At 66.5% G+C, this 18,078-nt stretch carries 20 protein-coding genes; 10 read left to right on the forward strand and 10 right to left on the reverse strand.

Translation table 11 applies throughout. The features are described from left to right. Positions 1 to 56: 56 nt before the first annotated feature. The 3 genes from M1247_RS19635 (at position 57) to M1247_RS19645 (ending at position 3,022) form a co-directional block, all read left to right on the forward strand. Entirely contained in the window at positions 57 to 1,235 is a 1,179-nt protein-coding gene (locus M1247_RS19635; RefSeq protein WP_317158059.1) for a sensor histidine kinase, read from the forward strand. A gap of 22 nt (positions 1,236 to 1,257) precedes the next feature. Further along, positions 1,258 to 1,917, forward strand: a complete 660-nt coding sequence (locus M1247_RS19640; RefSeq protein WP_317158275.1) for a response regulator — start codon at positions 1,258 to 1,260, stop codon at positions 1,915 to 1,917. A gap of 73 nt (positions 1,918 to 1,990) precedes the next feature. Then, entirely contained in the window at positions 1,991 to 3,022 is a 1,032-nt protein-coding gene (locus M1247_RS19645; protein ID WP_317158060.1) for an ATP-dependent 6-phosphofructokinase, read from the forward strand. A 77-nt stretch (positions 3,023 to 3,099) separates the two neighbouring features. On the opposite strand, the gene M1247_RS19650 is transcribed toward M1247_RS19645, so the two are convergent. Further along, a complete protein-coding gene (locus M1247_RS19650) occupies positions 3,100 to 3,792 on the reverse strand; it encodes an NAD(P)-dependent oxidoreductase (RefSeq protein WP_317158061.1) in 693 nt (230 codons plus the stop codon). Positions 3,793 to 3,866: 74 nt separating this feature from the next. Here M1247_RS19650 and M1247_RS19655 point away from each other — a divergent pair, with 74 nt between their 5' ends. Together M1247_RS19655 and gatB are read left to right on the forward strand one after the other, a co-directional pair. Further along, the gene (locus M1247_RS19655) at positions 3,867 to 4,346 is read left to right on the forward strand and encodes a MarR family winged helix-turn-helix transcriptional regulator (protein ID WP_317158062.1); all 480 of its coding nucleotides are present in this window, start codon (positions 3,867 to 3,869) and stop codon (positions 4,344 to 4,346) included. 16 nt (positions 4,347 to 4,362) lie between these two features. Further along, positions 4,363 to 5,877, forward strand: a complete 1,515-nt coding sequence (gene gatB / locus M1247_RS19660; protein WP_317158063.1) for an Asp-tRNA(Asn)/Glu-tRNA(Gln) amidotransferase subunit GatB — start codon at positions 4,363 to 4,365, stop codon at positions 5,875 to 5,877. A 6-nt stretch (positions 5,878 to 5,883) separates the two neighbouring features. Here the strand turns inward: gatB and M1247_RS19665 are convergent, their stop codons facing one another. After that, positions 5,884 to 6,513 carry a TetR/AcrR family transcriptional regulator gene (locus tag M1247_RS19665; RefSeq protein ID WP_317158064.1) on the reverse strand — a complete coding sequence of 210 codons (630 nt, stop codon included), beginning with the start codon at positions 6,511 to 6,513 and terminating at the stop codon, positions 5,884 to 5,886. Positions 6,514 to 6,645: 132 nt separating this feature from the next. Next, complete coding sequence (locus tag M1247_RS19670; protein WP_317158065.1) at positions 6,646 to 7,767, reverse strand: PQQ-dependent sugar dehydrogenase; 1,122 nt, start codon at positions 7,765 to 7,767, stop codon at positions 6,646 to 6,648. A gap of 147 nt (positions 7,768 to 7,914) precedes the next feature. Here M1247_RS19670 and M1247_RS19675 point away from each other — a divergent pair, with 147 nt between their 5' ends. Next, positions 7,915 to 8,766, forward strand: a complete 852-nt coding sequence (locus M1247_RS19675; RefSeq protein ID WP_317158066.1) for a DoxX family protein — start codon at positions 7,915 to 7,917, stop codon at positions 8,764 to 8,766. 3 nt (positions 8,767 to 8,769) lie between these two features. On the opposite strand, the gene M1247_RS19680 is transcribed toward M1247_RS19675, so the two are convergent. Beyond that, positions 8,770 to 9,204, reverse strand: coding sequence for a PH domain-containing protein (locus M1247_RS19680; RefSeq protein ID WP_317158067.1), 435 nt, complete (start codon positions 9,202 to 9,204; stop codon positions 8,770 to 8,772). 262 nt (positions 9,205 to 9,466) lie between these two features. On the opposite strand from M1247_RS19680, the gene M1247_RS19685 reads away from it, so the two are divergent. The 3 genes from M1247_RS19685 to ilvC are packed head-to-tail and all read left to right on the forward strand — an operon-like array spanning position 9,467 to position 12,898. After that, a complete protein-coding gene (locus M1247_RS19685) occupies positions 9,467 to 11,329 on the forward strand; it encodes an acetolactate synthase large subunit (protein ID WP_317158068.1) in 1,863 nt (620 codons plus the stop codon). Next, positions 11,329 to 11,841: an acetolactate synthase small subunit gene (gene ilvN, locus M1247_RS19690; RefSeq protein WP_317158069.1), complete on the forward strand. Its 513-nt coding sequence runs from the start codon at positions 11,329 to 11,331 to the stop codon at positions 11,839 to 11,841. The genes M1247_RS19685 and ilvN overlap by 1 nt, the downstream gene beginning before the upstream one ends. A gap of 43 nt (positions 11,842 to 11,884) precedes the next feature. Next, the gene (ilvC, locus tag M1247_RS19695; RefSeq protein ID WP_458695240.1) at positions 11,885 to 12,898 is read left to right on the forward strand and encodes a ketol-acid reductoisomerase; all 1,014 of its coding nucleotides are present in this window, start codon (positions 11,885 to 11,887) and stop codon (positions 12,896 to 12,898) included. A gap of 69 nt (positions 12,899 to 12,967) precedes the next feature. On the opposite strand, the gene wrbA is transcribed toward ilvC, so the two are convergent. After that, positions 12,968 to 13,567, reverse strand: a complete 600-nt coding sequence (gene wrbA / locus M1247_RS19700) for an NAD(P)H:quinone oxidoreductase (protein WP_317158070.1) — start codon at positions 13,565 to 13,567, stop codon at positions 12,968 to 12,970. A 39-nt stretch (positions 13,568 to 13,606) separates the two neighbouring features. Here wrbA and idi point away from each other — a divergent pair, with 39 nt between their 5' ends. After that, complete coding sequence (gene idi / locus M1247_RS19705; protein ID WP_317158071.1) at positions 13,607 to 14,158, forward strand: isopentenyl-diphosphate Delta-isomerase; 552 nt, start codon at positions 13,607 to 13,609, stop codon at positions 14,156 to 14,158. Here idi and M1247_RS19710 read toward each other — a convergent pair. Genes M1247_RS19710 through M1247_RS19730 form a run of 5 tightly spaced genes read right to left on the reverse strand, consistent with a single transcriptional unit; the run spans position 14,091 to position 18,078 of the window. Next, positions 14,091 to 15,179 carry a Rieske (2Fe-2S) protein gene (locus M1247_RS19710; protein ID WP_317158072.1) on the reverse strand — a complete coding sequence of 363 codons (1,089 nt, stop codon included), beginning with the start codon at positions 15,177 to 15,179 and terminating at the stop codon, positions 14,091 to 14,093. The two genes, idi and M1247_RS19710, sit on opposite strands and share 68 nt — an antisense overlap. After that, positions 15,176 to 16,705 (reverse strand): FAD-dependent oxidoreductase, encoded by a 1,530-nt coding sequence (locus tag M1247_RS19715; protein ID WP_317158073.1) that lies wholly within the window; start codon positions 16,703 to 16,705, stop codon positions 15,176 to 15,178. Before M1247_RS19715 ends, M1247_RS19710 begins: the two co-directional genes overlap by 4 nt. Beyond that, positions 16,702 to 17,409 carry a class I SAM-dependent methyltransferase gene (locus M1247_RS19720; RefSeq protein WP_317158074.1) on the reverse strand — a complete coding sequence of 236 codons (708 nt, stop codon included), beginning with the start codon at positions 17,407 to 17,409 and terminating at the stop codon, positions 16,702 to 16,704. Before M1247_RS19720 ends, M1247_RS19715 begins: the two co-directional genes overlap by 4 nt. Then, the gene (locus tag M1247_RS19725) at positions 17,393 to 17,734 is read right to left on the reverse strand and encodes a lycopene cyclase domain-containing protein (RefSeq protein ID WP_317158075.1); all 342 of its coding nucleotides are present in this window, start codon (positions 17,732 to 17,734) and stop codon (positions 17,393 to 17,395) included. Before M1247_RS19725 ends, M1247_RS19720 begins: the two co-directional genes overlap by 17 nt. Then, positions 17,731 to 18,078 (reverse strand): lycopene cyclase domain-containing protein, encoded by a 348-nt coding sequence (locus M1247_RS19730; RefSeq protein ID WP_317158076.1) that lies wholly within the window; start codon positions 18,076 to 18,078, stop codon positions 17,731 to 17,733. The genes M1247_RS19725 and M1247_RS19730 overlap by 4 nt, the downstream gene beginning before the upstream one ends.

The raw sequence follows: 18,078 nt of genomic DNA on the forward strand, positions 1-18,078 counted from the left end.
ACAAATCGCCCCGTGGGGGGAGTGCTGCGCGAGGAATCCGCCTTAGCATTTGGTCTGTGGACAGGCCAAAGGGATTCAAAAATTGGTTGCGGCACGGGCGCTGGACGGCCTGGCTGGTGATGGTCGTCAGCGGGATCCTGTACGCGGTGGCCTGGCCGACGCTGTTCCTGACACACCAGGTGCCGGCGCCGCTGGCGCCCATCGTCGCGGCCCTCGCGGCGTTCCCGCTGCTACTTCTGTTGGTCAATCCGCTTCTGGGATGGTCGATCTCGGCCGCGTCGGCGGTGGCGATCCCGCTCATCTTCGATCGGCTCCCAACGTGGAGCTACCCGTGGCAGGTCGTGCACCTCATCGAACTGCTGGTGCTGACCGTCGCGGTGGCGTGGACCCGTTCGCTGCCGACTGTGCTCAAGGTGTGGCTGGCATCGACGGTGTTGTTCCTCATCGCAATGCCTGCGGATGCCGATGCGGGGTGGGCGTTCGGCATCACGGCGATCATGTTCGCGGTTCTGCTGGTGCGCTGGTTGGTGCTGTCGCGGCGGCAGGTCGCCGAGCTGGAGGAGGTCAGCGAGCTGGAGCGGGCCCGGCGCACGGTGCTGCAGGAACGCACCAAGATTGCGCGCGACCTGCACGACGTCGTTGCCCATCACATGTCGATGGTCGTGGTGTCGGCCCAGACCGCGCCGTACCGGCACACGGAGGTCCCGTCCAGCCTGCAGGCGGAGTTCGAGACGATCGCCGCCACCGGCCGCCAGGCACTCAACGAGATCCGCGGCCTGCTCGGGGTGCTGCGCAGCGACGGGGATCTGGCGTTGCTGGCACCCGCGCCGACGATCGCCGACCTGCCCGAGCTGTTCGCCTCGACGCAACGGGCCGGTGTTCCCTTGACGTGGCAGATCGACGGCTCGACGGCGCTGGTGGGCGAGCTGATCGGGGCGGCGGCGTACCGGATCGTGCAGGAGTGCCTGGCGAATGCCTCACGGCACGCGCCGGGATCACCGGTGGCCGCCGATGTGAGCATCACCGTCGACGGCGTGGGTATCGAGATCCGCAACAGGCGCCTGCCGGAGTCCTCGGAGCCTGCCGTGCCCGGGCTCGGTATCGCAGGCATGCGTGAACGAGCCATGGCGGTCGGCGGCATGGTCGCCGTCCACGATGGCTTTGACGACGGCGAATTCGTAGTGTGGTCGTATCTGCCGTTCGTCCCGGCTAGCGTGACGGAGTGCCCGGCCTGACCGACTCCATTCGACCGACGTCCTGATGATCACCACCTTTATCGCCGATGACCAGGCGATGGTCCGTCAGGGGTTCGGCGCGCTGCTGAGCGCGCAATCCGACATCTGCGTGCTCGGTGATGCGGCCAATGGGCGCGACGCGGTGACCGGCGTGCGGGCACTGGTGCCCGACGTGGTGCTGATGGACGTGCGGATGCCCGAACTGAACGGGTTGGATGCCGCGCGTGAGATTCTCACGCACACCACATCCAAGGTGCTCATGCTGACCACCTTCGACATCGACGACTACGTGTACTCGGCGTTGCGGGCCGGTGCCAGCGGCTTCCTGCTCAAGGACGCACCCTCCGAGGATCTGATCCGCGCCGTGCGGGTCATTCACGCCGGGGATGCGCTGCTGGCGCCGTCGGTCACCCGGCGCGTGATCGCCGACCTCATGGGTCGCAACGGTGTGCCTCGCCGCTCGGCCGAGGAGCTCGCCCGGCTGACCCCACGGGAGACCGAGGTGCTGGAACTGCTGGCCCGCGGACTGTCCAACGGCGAGATCGCCGCCCAGTTGTTCATTTCCGAGGAAACCGTGAAAACCCATGTCGGCAAGGTGTTCTCGAAGCTCGGTCTGCGTGACAGGGCGCAGGCGGTGGTGATCGCCTACGAATCCGGCCTGGTGTCCCCGTTTGCGCGTTGACCACGTGGCGCGCCGCAACTGGACGAAGCTGGCAAGATCGGGGTTCATGCGCACGCGAGGAGCGATATAGATCATGCGGATCGGAGTACTCACCGGTGGCGGTGACTGTCCTGGCCTGAACGCGGTGATCCGGGCGGTGGTTCGGACCAGCGACGCGCGGTACGGGTCGTCTGTCGTCGGGTTCCAGGACGGCTGGCGCGGGCTGCTGGAGGATCGTCGCGTCCAGCTCAAGAATGACGACCGCAACGACCGGTTGCTTGCCAAGGGCGGCACGATGCTGGGCACCGCACGGGTCAACCCGGACAAACTGCGGGCGGGCCTCGATCAGATCAAGCGGACGCTGGAGGACAACGGGATCGATGTGCTGATCCCGATCGGTGGAGAGGGCACGCTGACCGCAGCGCACTGGCTGTCCGAGGAGAACGTCCCGGTGGTCGGGGTGCCCAAGACCATCGACAACGACATCGACTGTACTGACGTCACATTCGGCCACGACACCGCTCTGCAGGTCGCAACGGAGGCCATCGACCGCTTGCACAGCACCGCGGAGTCGCATCAGCGGGTGATGCTGGTCGAGGTGATGGGGCGGCACGCGGGTTGGATCGCACTCAACGCGGGCCTGGCCTCCGGTGCGCACATGACGTTGATCCCCGAGCAGCCGTTCGACGTCGAGGAAGTGTGCCGACTGATCAAACAGCGGTTCGTCCGTGGCGACTCGCATTTCATCTGCGTGGTGGCCGAGGGCGCCAAACCGGCCGAGGGTTCAATGCAGTTGCGCGACGGCGGCATCGACGAGTTCGGTCATATCCGGTTCACCGGGGTCGCACAGCAACTCGGCATCGAGATCGAGAAGCGCATCAAGAAGGAAGTGCGCACCACGGTGCTCGGCCATGTACAGCGCGGCGGCACACCGACGGCCTACGACCGCGTCTTGGCCACCCGGTTCGGGGTCAACGCCGCCGATGCGGCCCACGCCGGTGAGTACGGGATGATGGTGTCGCTGCGCGGCCAGGACATCGGCCGGGTATCCCTGGCCGACGCCACGCGGCAACTCAAGCTGGTGCCGCAGAGCCGCTACGACGACGCGGCGGAGTTCTTCGGCTGATTTCCCCCGCGAGCAGACACTTCGGTACCCCTGTGGTGCCCTTTTCGGGGGCCTAACTGTCTGCTCGCCGGGGGAAATCAGGCGCTCTTGAACGCTTCGCGACGGATCATCTGCCACATGGTCGGAGTGTCGGCGACCGTCGAAATGGTCACGGTCTCGTGACCGCCGGGGACCGCGGCCAACGTCAGCAGATAGTGCGCCAGGTCGGTGCGTGAGGTGAAGGCGCCGACCGGATCAACCTGTCCGGCAACATAATCGGTGACATACGGCAGATCGAAGAGTCCCGATGGCCGGACGATGGTCCAGTCGAGGTCGCTGCCCCGGACGATCTCTTCCATCCGGCGTTGGTCGTCGTAGGTGGTCTTGCCTACGGTGCGCTTGATCACGGGTTCGAAGAGCTGGAGCGCGAACGGGGCGCCCGTGCGGCCGGGATACCGGCCGACGGCGGTCGAGCTGACCACTGCCAGGCGGCGTACCCCCGCCTCGTCCATGGCCGCGACGACGTTGGTCACGCCGGTTGAGTAGGTGTCGATCGGCGCCCTGCCGAACGGCACACCCAGCACCGACAACACGACGTCGGAACCGTCGAGCACCCCGCGCAGGGACGCGGCGTCGCGCACGTCGGCCCCGGCGACTGTCAGCCGCGGGTGCGACACCGGGAAATCGCCCGGCTTGCGGGTGACGGCGACGGTGTGGTGACCCGCGTCGACCGCTTGCCTGGTCAGCAGCCGGCCGGTCTGCCCGTTCGCGCCGAAGATGACGATGTTCACCTGTGCCTCCTAATTAATCACTTGAAGTGATTATCATAGTAGGTGACTATCATGAGAAGGGCTAGTGTCAACCCATGGCCGACGCGACATCAGGTATCGCCGAACTGCATCAGCGCGTTCCGTTTCTGCTGTCCCAGCTGGGCGTTTACCTCGCCGACGACTTTGTGCAGCGCCTGCGGCCGCACGGAGTCGGGCCCCGGACGTATGCCGTACTGATGGCGCTGCACGCCGAGGACGGGCAGTCTCAACGGCAGCTTTCGGAGCGGCTGGGCATCCACCGCAACGCGATGGTCACCGTCGTGGACAAGCTGGAGGGACAGGGCCTGGTGGTCCGCAAGCCGAACCCGAGCGACCGGCGGGCGTTCGCGGTGACACTGACGCCGCAGGCGCGTGAACTTCTGCCCGCTCTCGACGCGCATGGCCGGGCCCAGGACGAGCAGATCACCGCGGTGTTGACGGTCGCCGAGCGTGCGTCACTTCTCGACCTGCTCCAGCGGGTGTCGGCGGGCCTGGGGATGAGCCCGGGTGTGCATCCGAAGCTCGCGGAGGGGTAACACTAAAATCGCAGGCATGACCGTTGCCCCCGCCGCAGAACTCGTTGACTACGACGACGTCATCGCCACGTTCGATCCCGTGATGGGCATGGAGGTCCACGTCGAGCTCTCCACGGCCACCAAGATGTTCTGCGGCTGCGCCAACAAGTTCGGTGCCGACCCCAACACCCTGGTATGCCCGGTGTGCCTGGGCCTGCCCGGTTCTCTGCCGGTGCTCAACGCGGCCGCGGTCGAATCGGCGATCCGCATCGGGTTGGCGCTGAACTGCCAGATCGCCCCGTGGGGCCGCTTCGCGCGGAAGAACTACTTCTATCCGGACCAGCCGAAGAACTACCAGATCAGCCAGTATGACGAGCCGATCGCGGTCAACGGTTACCTGGACGTACCGCTCGACGACGGCACCACCTGGCGCGTGGAGATCGAGCGTGCGCACATGGAGGAGGACACCGGGAAGCTGACCCACCTGGGCAGCGACACCGGCCGGATCTCCGGTGCGACGACATCACTGGCGGACTACAACCGGGCCGGCGTGCCGCTCGTCGAGATTGTCACCAAACCCATCGAGGGGGCCGGCGAGCGTGCGCCCGAGATCGCCCGCGCGTATGTGACCGCGTTGCGTGATTTGCTGCGTGCGCTGGGGGTCTCCGATGTGCGGATGGATCAGGGCTCGATGCGCTGTGACTCGAACCTGTCGCTGAAACCGAAGGGCGCCAGCGAGTTCGGCACCCGCACCGAGACCAAGAACGTGAACTCGCTCAAGAGTGTCGAGGTGGCCGTGCGCTACGAGATGCGCCGTCAGGCCGCGGTGCTGCAGGCCGGCGGCACCGTGACCCAGGAGACGCGGCACTTCCACGAGGATGGTCACACCACGTCGGGGCGCAGCAAGGAAACAGCAGAGGACTACCGGTATTTCCCCGAACCGGACCTGGAGCCGGTGGCGCCCAGCACCGAGCTCGTCGAGCGGCTGCGCGAGACGATCCCCGAGCTGCCGTGGTTGTCGCGCAAGCGTATTCAGGATGATTGGGGCATCTCCGACGAGGTGATGCGGGACCTCGTCAACAACGGCGCGATCGATCTGGTGGCGGCCACGGTCGCCCAGGGCGCCTCCAGCGAGCAGGCCAGGGCCTGGTGGGGCAACTTCCTCGTCCAGAAAGCCAACGAGATCGGCGTCGAGCTCGATGCGCTTGCGATCACCCCCACTCAGGTTGCGACCGTGGTGAAGCTCGTCGACGAGGGCAAGCTGTCCAACAAGCTTGCCCGTCAAGTGGTCGAGGGGGTGCTGGCCGGAGAAGGTGACCCCGAGCAGGTGATGACCGATCGCGGGCTGGCGCTCGTTCGCGACGATTCGGTGATCCAGGCTGCGGTCGACGAGGCGTTGGCGGCCAATCCTGATGTGGCGGAGAAGATCCGGGGCGGCAAGGTGCAGGCCGCCGGCGCGATCGTCGGCGCGGTCATGAAGGCGACCAAGGGGTCGGCCGATGCGGCCCGCGTGCGGGAACTGGTGCTGGCCGCTTGCGGCCAGCAGGCGTAGCGAGGCTCAGTCGGGTAAGCCGGTGAACATTGTCATCGCCGTGTTCGCGTACTGCTCAAGGCGTTCACGCGGATAGCTTTCCGGATCGTTGACGGCGAGCCGGCCGAGCATCTCTGCGAACGACAGCATCGTGTGGCCCACGAGTATCGGATCCAGCCGGGTCAGCCGTGGATCCAGGGCGAGCCCCGCCTTCGCCAGACCTTCGACCTGATTGATGATGACCGAGCGGGCATTGCGCAGAGCCGAGCGGTAATCGCGGGGCGCGCTGTCGGGCACGGTCAGAACGAGGCGCCATCGGGTGGGGTTGTCCAGCACGGAATTCAGGAATGCCGACACCGTCGCGGTGTACGCGCGAGTAGGTCCGGCAACGGACAGGTCGTGGGGTATGGCGGCGCGCACCTGTTCCATCGCCTGCTGATGCTCACGCGTCAACAATGTCGTGACAAGCTCGGCACGCGTATGAAAGACGGTGTAGAGCAACGGCTTTCCCACTCCGGCGGCCTCGGCGACCGCTTCCATGCTCAGCTCGTGCAACTGACAGTTGGACAGCACCCGCAGTGCTGCGTCCAGCAATTGTTCGCGCCGTTGCTCGCGCGGTAGCCGCGGCGCGTACCTGCGGCGTTGGCGTTCGGGCATTCGGACAATGGTACTTCATGTTAGGTTCGTCACAACTTTTGTCTCCACCCGACCGAGGCCGGTCCGGCCGGGTGTGAACGGTACGCCCCAGGGGCTGTACCGGGGCGGTATGACCCTCAAAGATGTTGTGGCTCAGGTGTTGTCAGCGTTGCTACGCGGGAATCCGCCACCCTGCGGGAAGAGTGGGAACACGACGTCGTCGAGTTTCTCGGCGTCGCCGGCGGTACGGTTCACCGTTGCGCCCCACACGTTGCCGTCGGGGGAGAGCTGCAGTGCCCACGCATGACCGCGGACGTTCTCCCGAATGACCTCGGGATCGCCGGTGACAGCGCCGGTGTCCGGAGCCTGTCGCACCGCGACAGTCATCTTCGTGTTGACCAGATTGACCAGAACGGTGCCGTCGAGCGCGGCGCAGCCGGCCACACCGGGCCGGTCGGGCCACGTCCACACCGTGGAGGTCTTCGAATCTCTGGTGATCCGTTGCAGACGGTCGGCGGTCGGGGTCCGGTCGGTGATGTACAGCGAGCCGTCGGAGGGATCGATGCACATGCCGCCGCCCGCGCCCATCCCGCTCAACGCGGTGGTGGTCGGTGCTTGGTTGACCGTCGTGGGCTGTTCGATGCGCAGTACCTTGCCTGCCAGCGAGCCGGGATCTGAGGCCTGAGCCGGATTGCCCGCGTCGCCGGTCTGCACTGTCAGCGTGGTGGGACTGGTGAAGATCAGCGAGCCGGTGTTGCCGGTCGCCCCCTTGGGGATCCCGGTGAGGATCGGCTTGGGCACATCGCCGTCGGCGATCCGGATCACCCGATTGTCGGACGGGGTGGTGACGTAGGCGTACATCAACCGGTCCTGTGAGTAGGTCGGCGAGAGCACGATGTCCATCAGCCCGCCGTCGCCGGACGGATCGACCGGGATGACCGTCTTCACCTTCGGCTCGGCACGCACGGACACCTCTTTGACCGCGCCCGTCATCCGTTCGGCGACCAGCGCGGACTGGCTGTCCGGTCCCATGATCAACCCGCTGGTGCTGTCCAGGCAGCCCTGCATCACCCCGGGCGCCGGACATTCCTTGGGGAACGGTTTGGCAGGCAGCGGTGGCGGGGGAGGTGGCGTGGTGGTCGGCGGCGGCTGCATCTGAGGTTCGGTGGTGAACGGCTCGGACTGCGCCGCATCGAATCGGGCGCAGCCCGAGCCGACCAGCATCGCGGCGCACAGAAGGGCGACCACCCCTGTCATCCTCCGGCGCGATTTCATGTCGCCAGATTACGGATCGTCTCGAGGTGCGCGCCACGCCGGGACACGACGGCACGCGAGCCCACGACGCGGTGGCACGCCAATACCAGGCGGAAGCGCCGCGGTAAATACCCGGCTCGAGACTGACTTGCACTTACCCTGGGCTCTGTGACCAGTCACTCGCAGGACCCACACGCCTGGCAAAGACCCGATTATTCGGGGCCTGGCGACTCCTCCAGGCCGGGTGCGGCAAGCCTGGTCGATCCGGAGGATGACCTGCCATCCTCCACCTACGGCGGTGACTTCGAAACGACCGCCATACCACGCTATGACTCCGCCAAGCCTGCCGATCAGCAGGCATTCGGCATGCTCGGGGAGCCTGAGCCGCTGCCCTATGTGCATTCGGAGGCGCGGCAGCCACTCGGGCCGTTCTCGGCCGAGCCTGCCGAAATCGAGCGCGACGAACTTGTGGACGACCGGGTCAGGGCCGCAGGCAGACGGGGAACCCAGGACCTGGGCCTACTGATTCTGCGTCTCGCGGTCGGCGGATTGCTGATCCTGCACGGCCTGCAGAAGGCTTTCGGCTGGTGGGGCGGCCCCGGGCTGAACGGGTTCGAGACATCACTGGGCGAGATGGGGTACCAGCACGCCGGGATCCTGACCTACGTGGCGACCGGAGGGCAGATCGCGGCCGGTGTCCTGCTCGTCCTCGGGCTGTTCACGCCGATAGCCGCCGCCGGCGCGCTGGCCTACCTGATCAACGGTGTGCTCGCCGAGGCGGTGATCGCCCACAACGAGGCCAGACTCTCGGACTTCCTCACCGACGGCCACGAGTATCGGGTGATCGTGGTGATCGCTGCTGCCGCGATCGTCCTGACCGGTCCCGGCCGCTACGGATTCGACGCCGGACGTGGATGGGCCCGCCGTCCATTCGTCGGTTCGTTCGTCGCGCTGCTGCTCGGTGTCGCTGCGGGTGTGGGCGTCTGGATTCTGCTCAACGGTGCGAATCCGCTGGCGTGACGACTAGGCGTACGGGTTCGGTACCCGTCCGCCACTGACCTCTGTCAGCAGCGGCAGGGTGGCGAATGTCACCGCGGGCAGCCGCAACTCGGATCCGTCCGTGCGGTGTGCGATGGCCCAGGAGGCCCGGTCGAACCGCAGGCCTTCAATATCCGACCATGCCGCGGTCTCACTGCTCACCAGGGACCGCGCGGTCACCGAGTCCTCGTCGGCAACTGTCCGGTATCGGAAGATCGCGAACGATGCGACGATCGGGATGATCAGCAGCGGGGCGAACCACGCCGGATTGGTGAACACCAGTGCCAGCAGGCCGAGGGCGAAGAATCCGACCGCGAAATGCGCCATCGGGGACATCTGGATGACGACCGGTTTCGTTGCGGCGGATCGGGGACTCACACCTCCTATCCTTGCACTGACCCGTGGCCGGTCTGGCGTCATGTCCTTGCATATGGACTGGAATTTGACCATTGACCAGTACGGCAGCTACCGTCTTTGGTTATGCAGACCCCGGGATTGCTCGTAGTAATTGGTTGGCGCGTTGATGCCGCGCTGGCCCCATGCCGGGCATAGCCAACAGCATCGACGCGCCACCCTCGTTCAGCAGCCTGCTGACGGGGGTTTTTTGTTGCCCCAAGGCGCCTTGCCATCACCACCAGAGATAACAACCAGATTTCCGTAAAGAGGACGTGAAGAGGAAACCGTGAGCGCACCGACAACACGACCGCCGGAACAGGCTGGGACACCCCCGGCCAACGGCGCCTCGTCTGCAGCGAACAACGACCAGTCCCAGCCCAATCGGGTTTCGCCGCATCAGCTCACCGGAGCGCAGGCGGTCATCCGTTCGCTGGAGGAACTCGGCGTCGACGTGATCTTCGGCATCCCCGGCGGTGCCGTGCTTCCGGTCTATGACCCACTGTTCGACTCGCAGCGGCTGCGTCACGTGTTGGTGCGTCACGAGCAGGGTGCCGGGCACGCCGCCAGTGGCTACGCCCACGCCACCGGCAAGGTCGGCGTAATGATGGCGACGTCCGGCCCGGGCGCGACCAACCTGGTCACGCCGCTGGCCGACGCCCAGATGGACTCGATCCCGGTGGTCGCCATCACCGGCCAGGTCGGCCGCGGCCTGATCGGCACCGACGCCTTCCAGGAAGCCGACATCTCCGGCATCACGATGCCGGTCACCAAGCACAACTTCCTGGTCCGCAACGGTGACGACATCGCACGGGTGATCGCCGAAGCGTTCCACATCGCCCGCTCGGGTCGACCGGGCGCGGTGCTCGTCGACATCCCGAAGGACGTCCTGCAGGGCCAGTGCACATTCAGCTGGCCGCCCCGGATCGACCTGCCGGGCTACAAGCCGACGACCAAGCCGCACAACCGCCAGATCCGTGAGGCCGCCAAGCTGATCGCGGAGTCCCGCAAGCCGGTTCTCTACGTCGGTGGCGGCGTGATCCGCGCAGATGCCAGTGCCGAACTGCTGGAGCTGGCCGAGTTGACCGGCATCCCGGTGGTGACCACGTTGATGGCACGCGGCGCGTTCCCCGACAGCCACGAGCAGAACATGGGCATGCCGGGTATGCACGGCACCGTCGCGGCGGTCGCGGCGCTGCAGCGCAGCGATCTGCTGATCGCGCTGGGCACCAGGTTCGACGACCGGGTGACCGGCAAGCTCGATTCGTTCGCGCCGAACGCCAAGGTGATTCACGCCGACATCGACCCCGCCGAGATCGGCAAGAACCGTCACGCGGATGTGCCGATCGTCGGCGACGTCAAGGCCGTCATCACGGACCTGACCGAGTCGCTGCGCAAGACCGGAGCCAGTGCCGAGACCCTGAAACTGGACAGTTGGCACGAGTACCTGTCGGGCGTGAAGGCGACCTACCCGCTCAGTTACGGGCCGCAGAGCGATGGCAGCCTGTCACCGGAGTACGTCATCGAGACACTCGGCAAGTTGGCCGGACCCGACGCGGTGTATGTCGCGGGGGTGGGACAGCACCAGATGTGGGCCGCGCAGTTCGTCTCGTACGAGAACCCGCGGACCTGGCTGAACTCGGGCGGCCTGGGCACCATGGGCTTCGCAGTGCCTGCCGCCATGGGCGCCAAGTTCGCCCGGCCCGAGGCCGAGGTGTGGGCCATCGACGGTGACGGCTGCTTCCAGATGACCAACCAGGAACTGGCCACCTGTGCCGTCGAGGGCGCACCGATCAAGGTGGCGCTGATCAACAACGGCAACCTGGGCATGGTGCGGCAGTGGCAGACCTTGTTCTACGACGAGCGCTACAGCCAGACCAATCTGTCCACCCATTCCCGGCGCATCCCGGACTTCGTCAAGCTGGCCGAGGCATTGGGCTGTGTCGGACTTCGATGCGAGCGAGCCGAAGACGTCGAGGACGTGATCAACCAGGCCCGCGCGATCAACGACCGCCCGGTGGTCATCGACTTCGTCGTGGGAGCCGATGCGCAGGTGTGGCCGATGGTGGCCGCGGGCACCAGCAATGACGAGATCATGGCTGCCCGCGACATCAGGCCGTTGTTCGATGATGACGAAGAGGGGCATGCCTGATGAGCAGCGGAACTCCCACGCACACGTTGTCGGTGCTCGTCGAGGACAAGCCCGGTGTTCTGGCCAGGGTGGCGTCGCTGTTCTCCCGCCGCGGCTACAACATCGCGTCGCTGGCCGTCGGTGCCACCGAACAGAAAGACATGTCGCGGATGACCATCGTGGTCAACGTGGAGGAATCCCCGCTCGAGCAGATCACCAAGCAGCTCAACAAGCTGATCAACGTGATCAAGATCGTCGAGCAGGACGAGGGCAACGCGGTGGCCCGCGAGCTCGCGTTGATCAAGGTGCGGGCCGACGCCAACACCCGGAGCCAGGTCATCGAAGCGGTGAACCTTTTCCGCGCCAAGGTCGTTGATGTCTCGAACGAGTCGTTGACGGTGGAGGCCACCGGTACACCGGAGAAGTTGGAAGCCCTACTGCGGGTGCTGGAGCCGTACGGTATCCGGGAACTCGCGCAGTCCGGTGTGGTGTCGGTGTCCCGCGGTCCACGCGGCATCGGCACCACCAAGTAGCGTCAAACAGGTTGTAAAGCTGAGAAGAGAAGGATATTCACGCATGGCAGTTGAGATGTTCTACGACAATGACGCCGACCTGTCGATCATTCAGGGCCGCAAGGTCGCGGTGATCGGCTACGGCAGCCAGGGACACGCGCATTCGCTTTCGTTGCGCGACTCGGGCGTGCAGGTCAAGGTCGGTCTGAAAGAGGGCTCGAAGTCCCGCGAGAAGGTCACCGAGCAGGGCTTGGAGGTCGACACCCCGGCTGAGGTCGCCAAGTGGGCCGACGTTGTCATGCTGCTCGCGCCCGATACCGCGCAGGCCGAGATCTTCAAGAACGACATCGAGCCGAACCTGGAGGCCGGCAATGCGCTGTTCTTCGGCCATGGCCTCAACATCCACTTCGATCTGATCGAGCCCGCCGACAACATCACCGTCGGCATGGTCGCGCCGAAGGGTCCGGGTCACCTGGTGCGTCGTCAGTTCGTCGACGGCAAGGGTGTGCCCTGCCTGATCGCGATCGACCAGGATCCGACCGGTGAGGGCCAGGCGCTCGCGCTGTCGTATGCCGCCGCGATCGGTGGTGCCCGCGCCGGTGTCATCAAGACCACCTTCAAGGAGGAGACCGAGACCGATCTGTTCGGTGAGCAGGCCGTGTTGTGCGGTGGCACCGAAGAACTCATCAAGGTCGGCTTCGAGGTGATGGTCGAGGCGGGTTACGCCCCCGAGATGGCCTACTTCGAGGTGCTGCACGAGCTCAAGCTCATCGTCGACCTGATCTACGAGGGTGGCATCGCCCGGATGAACTACTCGGTGAGTGACACCGCGGAGTTCGGCGGTTACCTGTCCGGCCCGCGGGTCATCGACGCCGACACCAAGAAGCGTATGCAGGACATCCTCAAGGACATCCAGGACGGTTCGTACGTCAAGCGACTGGTCGCCAATGTCGAGGGCGGCAACAAGGAACTCGAGGCCCTGCGCAAGAAGAACGCCGAGCACCCGATCGAGGTCACCGGCAAGAAGCTGCGCGACCTGATGAGCTGGGTCGACCGGCCAATCACCGAAACCGCCTAGATCTTTCACCCAGAACAACGCAATGGCTGCCGTCGGACGCTGATGGCAGCCATTGCGTTGTTTTCGCGTTTACCGGGTGATGCGATCCGCCACGCTGACCACGCGTCGGGCCAGATGGTCGAGCGCATCGTTCGTCGCCTGATCGAATTCGGCGATGTTCTCCCGGTTGGCGATCAGGCCCACGCCGTAGGGATTACCGTCGGTGAACTTCACCTGGTCGGTGTAGCCGGGCGGCACGATGATCCCGCCGAAATGCATCAGCGTGGTGTACAGGTTGAGCAGCGTCGATTCCTGGCCGCCGTGGGTGGTCTGGGTCGAGGTGAAGCCGGCATAGACCTTGTCGGCCAGCTTGCCTTCCGCCCAGAACCCGCCGAGCGAATCGATGAACGCGCGGAACTGTGCGGTGGGCGAACCGAATCGGGTGGGGGAGCCGAAGATCACCGCATCCGCCCAGACGATGTCGTCGCCGGTCGCGGCCGGTTGGTCCTTGGTGGCCTCGTAATTGGCGGTCCAGGCCGGATTGTGGGCGAACGACTCCGGAGCAAGCGTTTCGGCGATGGGGCGCAGCCGCACATCGGCGCCCGCCGATTCCGCGGTGGTCGCCACACGCTGCGCCATGGTGGTGCCGTGCCCGGTGGCCGAGTAGTAGATCACTGCGAGTTTGGTCATGTCGTCAGCCTAAGACGGTCCCACAGTGGGTAATCGGAGATGGTGACGGTGTCTGCTGACGATGAGTTCGTGGTCCTGCTCGACGAGGCCGGTGGGGTTGTCGGCCACGCCGAGAAGGCCACGGTCCATCACCGGGAAACCCCGTTGCACCTCGGTTTCTCGTGTTATCTGTTCGATGACGACGGGCGCATCCTGCTGACGCGCCGCGCCCTGGGCAAGCGCACCTGGCCGGGGGTGTGGACCAACTCGTTCTGCGGACATCCGGCACCCGGAGAAGAATTCGGCGCCGCGGTGACCCGCCGTGCCCGCCAGGAACTCGGCGTGTCGATCGATGCGGCGAGATGCGTGCTGCCGGACTTCCGGTACCGCGCCGTCGCGCCGGACGGCACGGTGGAGAACGAGATCTGTCCGGTGTTCTGGGCCCGGGTCGACGGAGTGGTGGTACCCGCGGCGGAAGAGACCATGGACGCACGGTGGGTGCGCTGGCGTGACCTGCGTGCGGCGGCCGCCCTGGTCTGGGCGATCAGCCCGTGGGCGGCCGAACAGATTCCGCTGCTCGAGCGTGCCGGGCTTCCGGAGCAGGTGCGCTGACCGAGAGTTCGGTTCGGCGCCGACGCAGCTCGAACAAGCGCTCGGCGTACGCGAGGTCGTCGCGCCACAGGCGGCCTGCGAGGTACCGCATGAACGGCGTGAGCACTGCCGCCGCGCGCGTGGCGTGGCCGAAGCCGTCACGGTCGGAATGCGCGATGACGGCTTCGATGACGGCGGTGCGCGGCAGGCCGTCGGGTCCGGTGCCCAGCGGTGTGGCGTGTGTTTCGACCACACTGCCGCTGCCCTCACCGTCCACGATGCGCATGAGGATCGTCCGTGGTTCGGGACTGAAGAACTCGGTCGTCACCGGTACACCGAGTCTGCCCATTCGGAAGGTGACGGCCACCGTCAGATAATCCCGCTCGTCGGGCAGGTCCGGGGTGGCCGGTGGTGCGCGCAGCACGTCGAGTCTGGCGAACGAGTATGGGTGGAACCATGATCCGTGCCACGGATCGAGCCGGTTGGCGATGATGTCGGCGGGCTCGCATATGCCTTCCAGATGCGCGACGGCGGCGATGACGGGCGAGGGCGGCCGGTGCACGATCACCGGCCGGTCCGTCGGCGTCTCACCGCCGACGTCGTCCAACCGGACCCAGACCAGCACACCGTCGTCATATCCGGGGTGCGGCCGCCAGCCGGCCTGGCGGTCGCCGGTCAGGCGCAACCCGTGCCACGGGCAGATCAGCGCACCGCACTCCGTTCGCCCGGTCGACAGGTCGGCGCCGAGGTGTGGGCACTCCCCGGGACCGACGCGCAGTGCGCCCCTGCTGTCCCGCCACGCGACCAGCTCCTTGCCGGCGACCCTGCCGGCGAACGGTTTTCGCGCGGTCACGGCCCGGCTGGCGCCGAGCACGTACCAGTTGCCGCTCGGCCTGCGCGCCGAACGCTGCAGCGCGGACCGGATGACGGCAGGCGACGCGTCGGCATGGGTCGGACGCTGGCCCGCCCAGTGCAGGGGTGGAAGCGTCTGGAACGGCCAGGCTTTGGCCAGTTTTGCGCGCAGATCGTCGAGAGTGGTCACGCTGAGAGACTCCTCTGCTGTCCGGCCAGTCGACGCAGCAGCGGAATGCGGCCCTCGACGGGCACGGTGTGCAACGGGTGCCCCTGCACACCCCACCGGGTCAGGATCGCGTTCGCTGCCGCCCATCCGGTGGTGGCGGCTCGTTCCATGAGTGCGACGGGAAGGTCGATGCGGATGCCGTCACCGGCCAGCATCACGTTCGCGTGCGGGGTGGTCACCGTCGGCCGCGTCCCGAAGTCGCCAGGGGCGAATCGCGGGCAGTCCTGCCGGTACAACATCCGCTCGTCGACGATGGTGGCCGTGGCGGTCTCGGGATAAATCTCGTACAGGCGGTCCAGGAGATGTTCGCGCAGACCCTCGTCGGGGCCCGGCGCGGCGTACGCGTGCAGTTCGACCACGGATCCGCCCGTGCGGCGGGACCATTCGGCGGCCTGGCGCTCGTAGCGCTCCAGGACACTGACATTGTCCAGCGGTGGCCGCCCACCGGTGCCGAGAAAGGCGGGCCGGTCGGCTCGAACGGCGCGATCCAGCCACAAGCGGTGCACGACGAAGGGTGGTGCCGTTCCCAGGTCGCCGACCGAAGTTCGCCATGCGGCGTTTCCCAACGCTGGTGACGCTGCCACGATGCGCTTCAGCGCGGCGACGTCGGTGGCGAGAACGATGGCGTCGGCAGTCAGCTCGCTGCCGGTGTCCCCGGTTTCCACGCAGATCCGACCGGCCGGGTCGACCGTGGTCACCGTCGCCGCGGTGTGAAACTGCACCCCGAGCGACTCCAGATAAGACCGCAGCGGATCCCACAGGGCCACATCGAAATTGGCGTCGGTGACGTCGAAGACCAGACCCTCACTGGATCCTAGGAAGTAGATGTGGAACATCGTGGCCAGTTCGGCGGCCGAGAGTTGGTCCGGCTTGGCGAAGAAGCTGCGGGAGAACACCTCGAAGGCGAGGTGGCGCGCCGCATCCGGAAAGTTGATGTCGCGCAGGAACTCCTCGGCGGTGCGGTGATCGAGGCGGGTGTAGGTCTCCGGAACCGACACGGCCGCCAGCGGTGCCGCGGCCCTGGCGTTGAGACGGACGAGGTCACGCAGCCGAAAGGTGGGGCTGCGCAGCGCGAACAGCAGCGCGTTGAACGGCGGTACGGTGGGCAGCCCACGGAAGGTGTCCTGCCTGCCGTGCGCGTCGAGCAGCGGATAGTCCTCGACGGGAACGAGCATCGACAGGTCGTCGTCGACCCGTCGGAGCAGGGCGCGCAGATTGTAATACTGCCGGAAGAAGGCGTGGAAGCCGCGGTTCATCGCGGCCTCGGAACCGTCGCGGAGCACCTCGGGCCAGCCCGCGACCCGCCCACCGAGATACGGTTCGCGTTCTACCACAACGACATCGACTCCACGTTCGGCGAGCCCGGTGGCAGCGGCCAGCCCGGCGACACCGGCCCCGACCACGACGACGCGGGGTCGTTCCGCCAGGGCGGCGGTGTCCGGCGCTCCGGATGGCGCGCGGTGGGTCACCCGTCGGGAGTCGGTCATTGCGGTGCCTGCGCGAGGAAGGTGTGTACCACGCCGCGCTGCCAGCCCGACATCGTCGCGCTGCGGACATCGACGAAGCCGTTGTCACGCAGGCGGTTCAGGAACGTCGAGGCGCCGTCGAAGTCGTTGACGCTGTCCCGGAGGTAGCGGTACAGCGACGCGTCGCCGGTGCGGATCCGTCCCATCGGGATGATGATGGTGGTGCTGACGAGGTTCCACATCGCCCTGGCCGTCCAGGAGTCGCGCACCGAATACTCGTGCACGGCCAGCGTTGCACCGGGCCGCAGCAGTTCCCGGAACGTGTGCAGCGTGGTGTCCGGATCGGCGAGGTTGCGCACGAGGTAGGCCGCGAAGATACCGTCGAACGGTCCCTGAACGCCGGATTCGGCCAACTGCTCGACGTAGGACTGCACGAAGTGCACCGACGCGGGCCAGTTCTTGGTGCCGGCCTGCGCCAGCATGCCCGCTGATCCGTCCACGGCGATGATCTCGGCGTGCGGCGCGGCGGCGAGCAGGGCCGACGTCGAAGCACCGGTGCCGCAACCGGCGTCCAGCAGGCGCATCCCGTCGCCACCGGCCGGCAGGCCCATCCGCCGCGCCGAGAGACGCAGATGGTCGTGGTAGCCGGGGTTGGCGCCCACCAACCCGTCGTAGGCGGCGGCGCCCGCATCGAAGGCCAGCGGTACATCACGACGAACGTTCACGGTCCACCTCCTCGGTGTCCCGCTTCCGTTGGTGCTGCCAGAGGATGAGCACGGCGGTCACCATCGCCCAGCCGAACAGGAAGTCCTCGACCGGAATGTCCCACGGGAAGCGGATACCCGTGGTGTGGTGGTCGTCGTACAGCACGATCGGAGCGCTGAGTTTCGTCAGCCAGCCGTCCACGGGAATCTGGAAGCCGAGCACGATCACCATCGAAATCCAGTAGGTCGCCGTACGAAAGATGCCGGTTCGGAACACCATCGACTCCAGCGCAACGACCACGACCACCGCGAGCAGCACGGGAATCGTGTAGCCGAGCCCGGTCATGCGCGCACCTCCCTGTGCTGCGCGCGTAGCCGCTGTCCCTTGCGCAGCAGATTCCCCACCGCGGTGAAGGTGAGCAGGCCGCACAGCGGGATCACGACGAAGAACAGGAGTTCCTCCAACGGCAGCACGCCGAAGAGCCGGATGCCGCTGAGGTAACGCGGGTTGTAGGTCCAGATGTCGCCGTTGATCGCCAACACATCCCAGATCACGAAAACCACGGTCACCGGCAGCACGGCGCGGATCGTACGGGCCGGGCGTCGGTAGACGCCGGTGCCGAGGAACTCCAGGGGTGCGGTGATCAGCAGGCAGGCCCCGAGCACGAACAGATAGTGCCAGCGGTCCAC

It is taken from the genome of Mycobacterium appelbergii (assembly GCF_032883035.1).
Classification (GTDB): Bacteria; Actinomycetota; Actinomycetes; order Mycobacteriales; family Mycobacteriaceae; genus Mycobacterium; species Mycobacterium appelbergii.

What these genes read in the sequence shown, in the direction of transcription:
- M1247_RS19645 (WP_317158060.1), top strand. Translation starts at nt 1,991, where the DNA reads ATGCGGATCGGAGTACTCACCGGTGGCGGTGACTGTCCTGGCCTGAAC.
- M1247_RS19715 (WP_317158073.1), bottom strand. Translation starts at nt 16,705, where the DNA reads ATGACCGACTCCCGACGGGTGACCCACCGCGCGCCATCCGGAGCGCCG.
- idi (WP_317158071.1), top strand. Translation starts at nt 13,607, where the DNA reads ATGGTGACGGTGTCTGCTGACGATGAGTTCGTGGTCCTGCTCGACGAG.
- ilvC (WP_458695240.1), top strand. Translation starts at nt 11,885, where the DNA reads ATGGCAGTTGAGATGTTCTACGACAATGACGCCGACCTGTCGATCATT.
- gatB (WP_317158063.1), top strand. Translation starts at nt 4,363, where the DNA reads ATGACCGTTGCCCCCGCCGCAGAACTCGTTGACTACGACGACGTCATC.
- M1247_RS19670 (WP_317158065.1), bottom strand. Translation starts at nt 7,767, where the DNA reads ATGAAATCGCGCCGGAGGATGACAGGGGTGGTCGCCCTTCTGTGCGCC.
- M1247_RS19665 (WP_317158064.1), bottom strand. Translation starts at nt 6,513, where the DNA reads ATGCCCGAACGCCAACGCCGCAGGTACGCGCCGCGGCTACCGCGCGAG.
- M1247_RS19725 (WP_317158075.1), bottom strand. Translation starts at nt 17,734, where the DNA reads ATGACCGGGCTCGGCTACACGATTCCCGTGCTGCTCGCGGTGGTCGTG.
- M1247_RS19655 (WP_317158062.1), top strand. Translation starts at nt 3,867, where the DNA reads ATGGCCGACGCGACATCAGGTATCGCCGAACTGCATCAGCGCGTTCCG.
- M1247_RS19680 (WP_317158067.1), bottom strand. Translation starts at nt 9,204, where the DNA reads ATGACGCCAGACCGGCCACGGGTCAGTGCAAGGATAGGAGGTGTGAGT.
- ilvN (WP_317158069.1), top strand. Translation starts at nt 11,329, where the DNA reads ATGAGCAGCGGAACTCCCACGCACACGTTGTCGGTGCTCGTCGAGGAC.
- wrbA (WP_317158070.1), bottom strand. Translation starts at nt 13,567, where the DNA reads ATGACCAAACTCGCAGTGATCTACTACTCGGCCACCGGGCACGGCACC.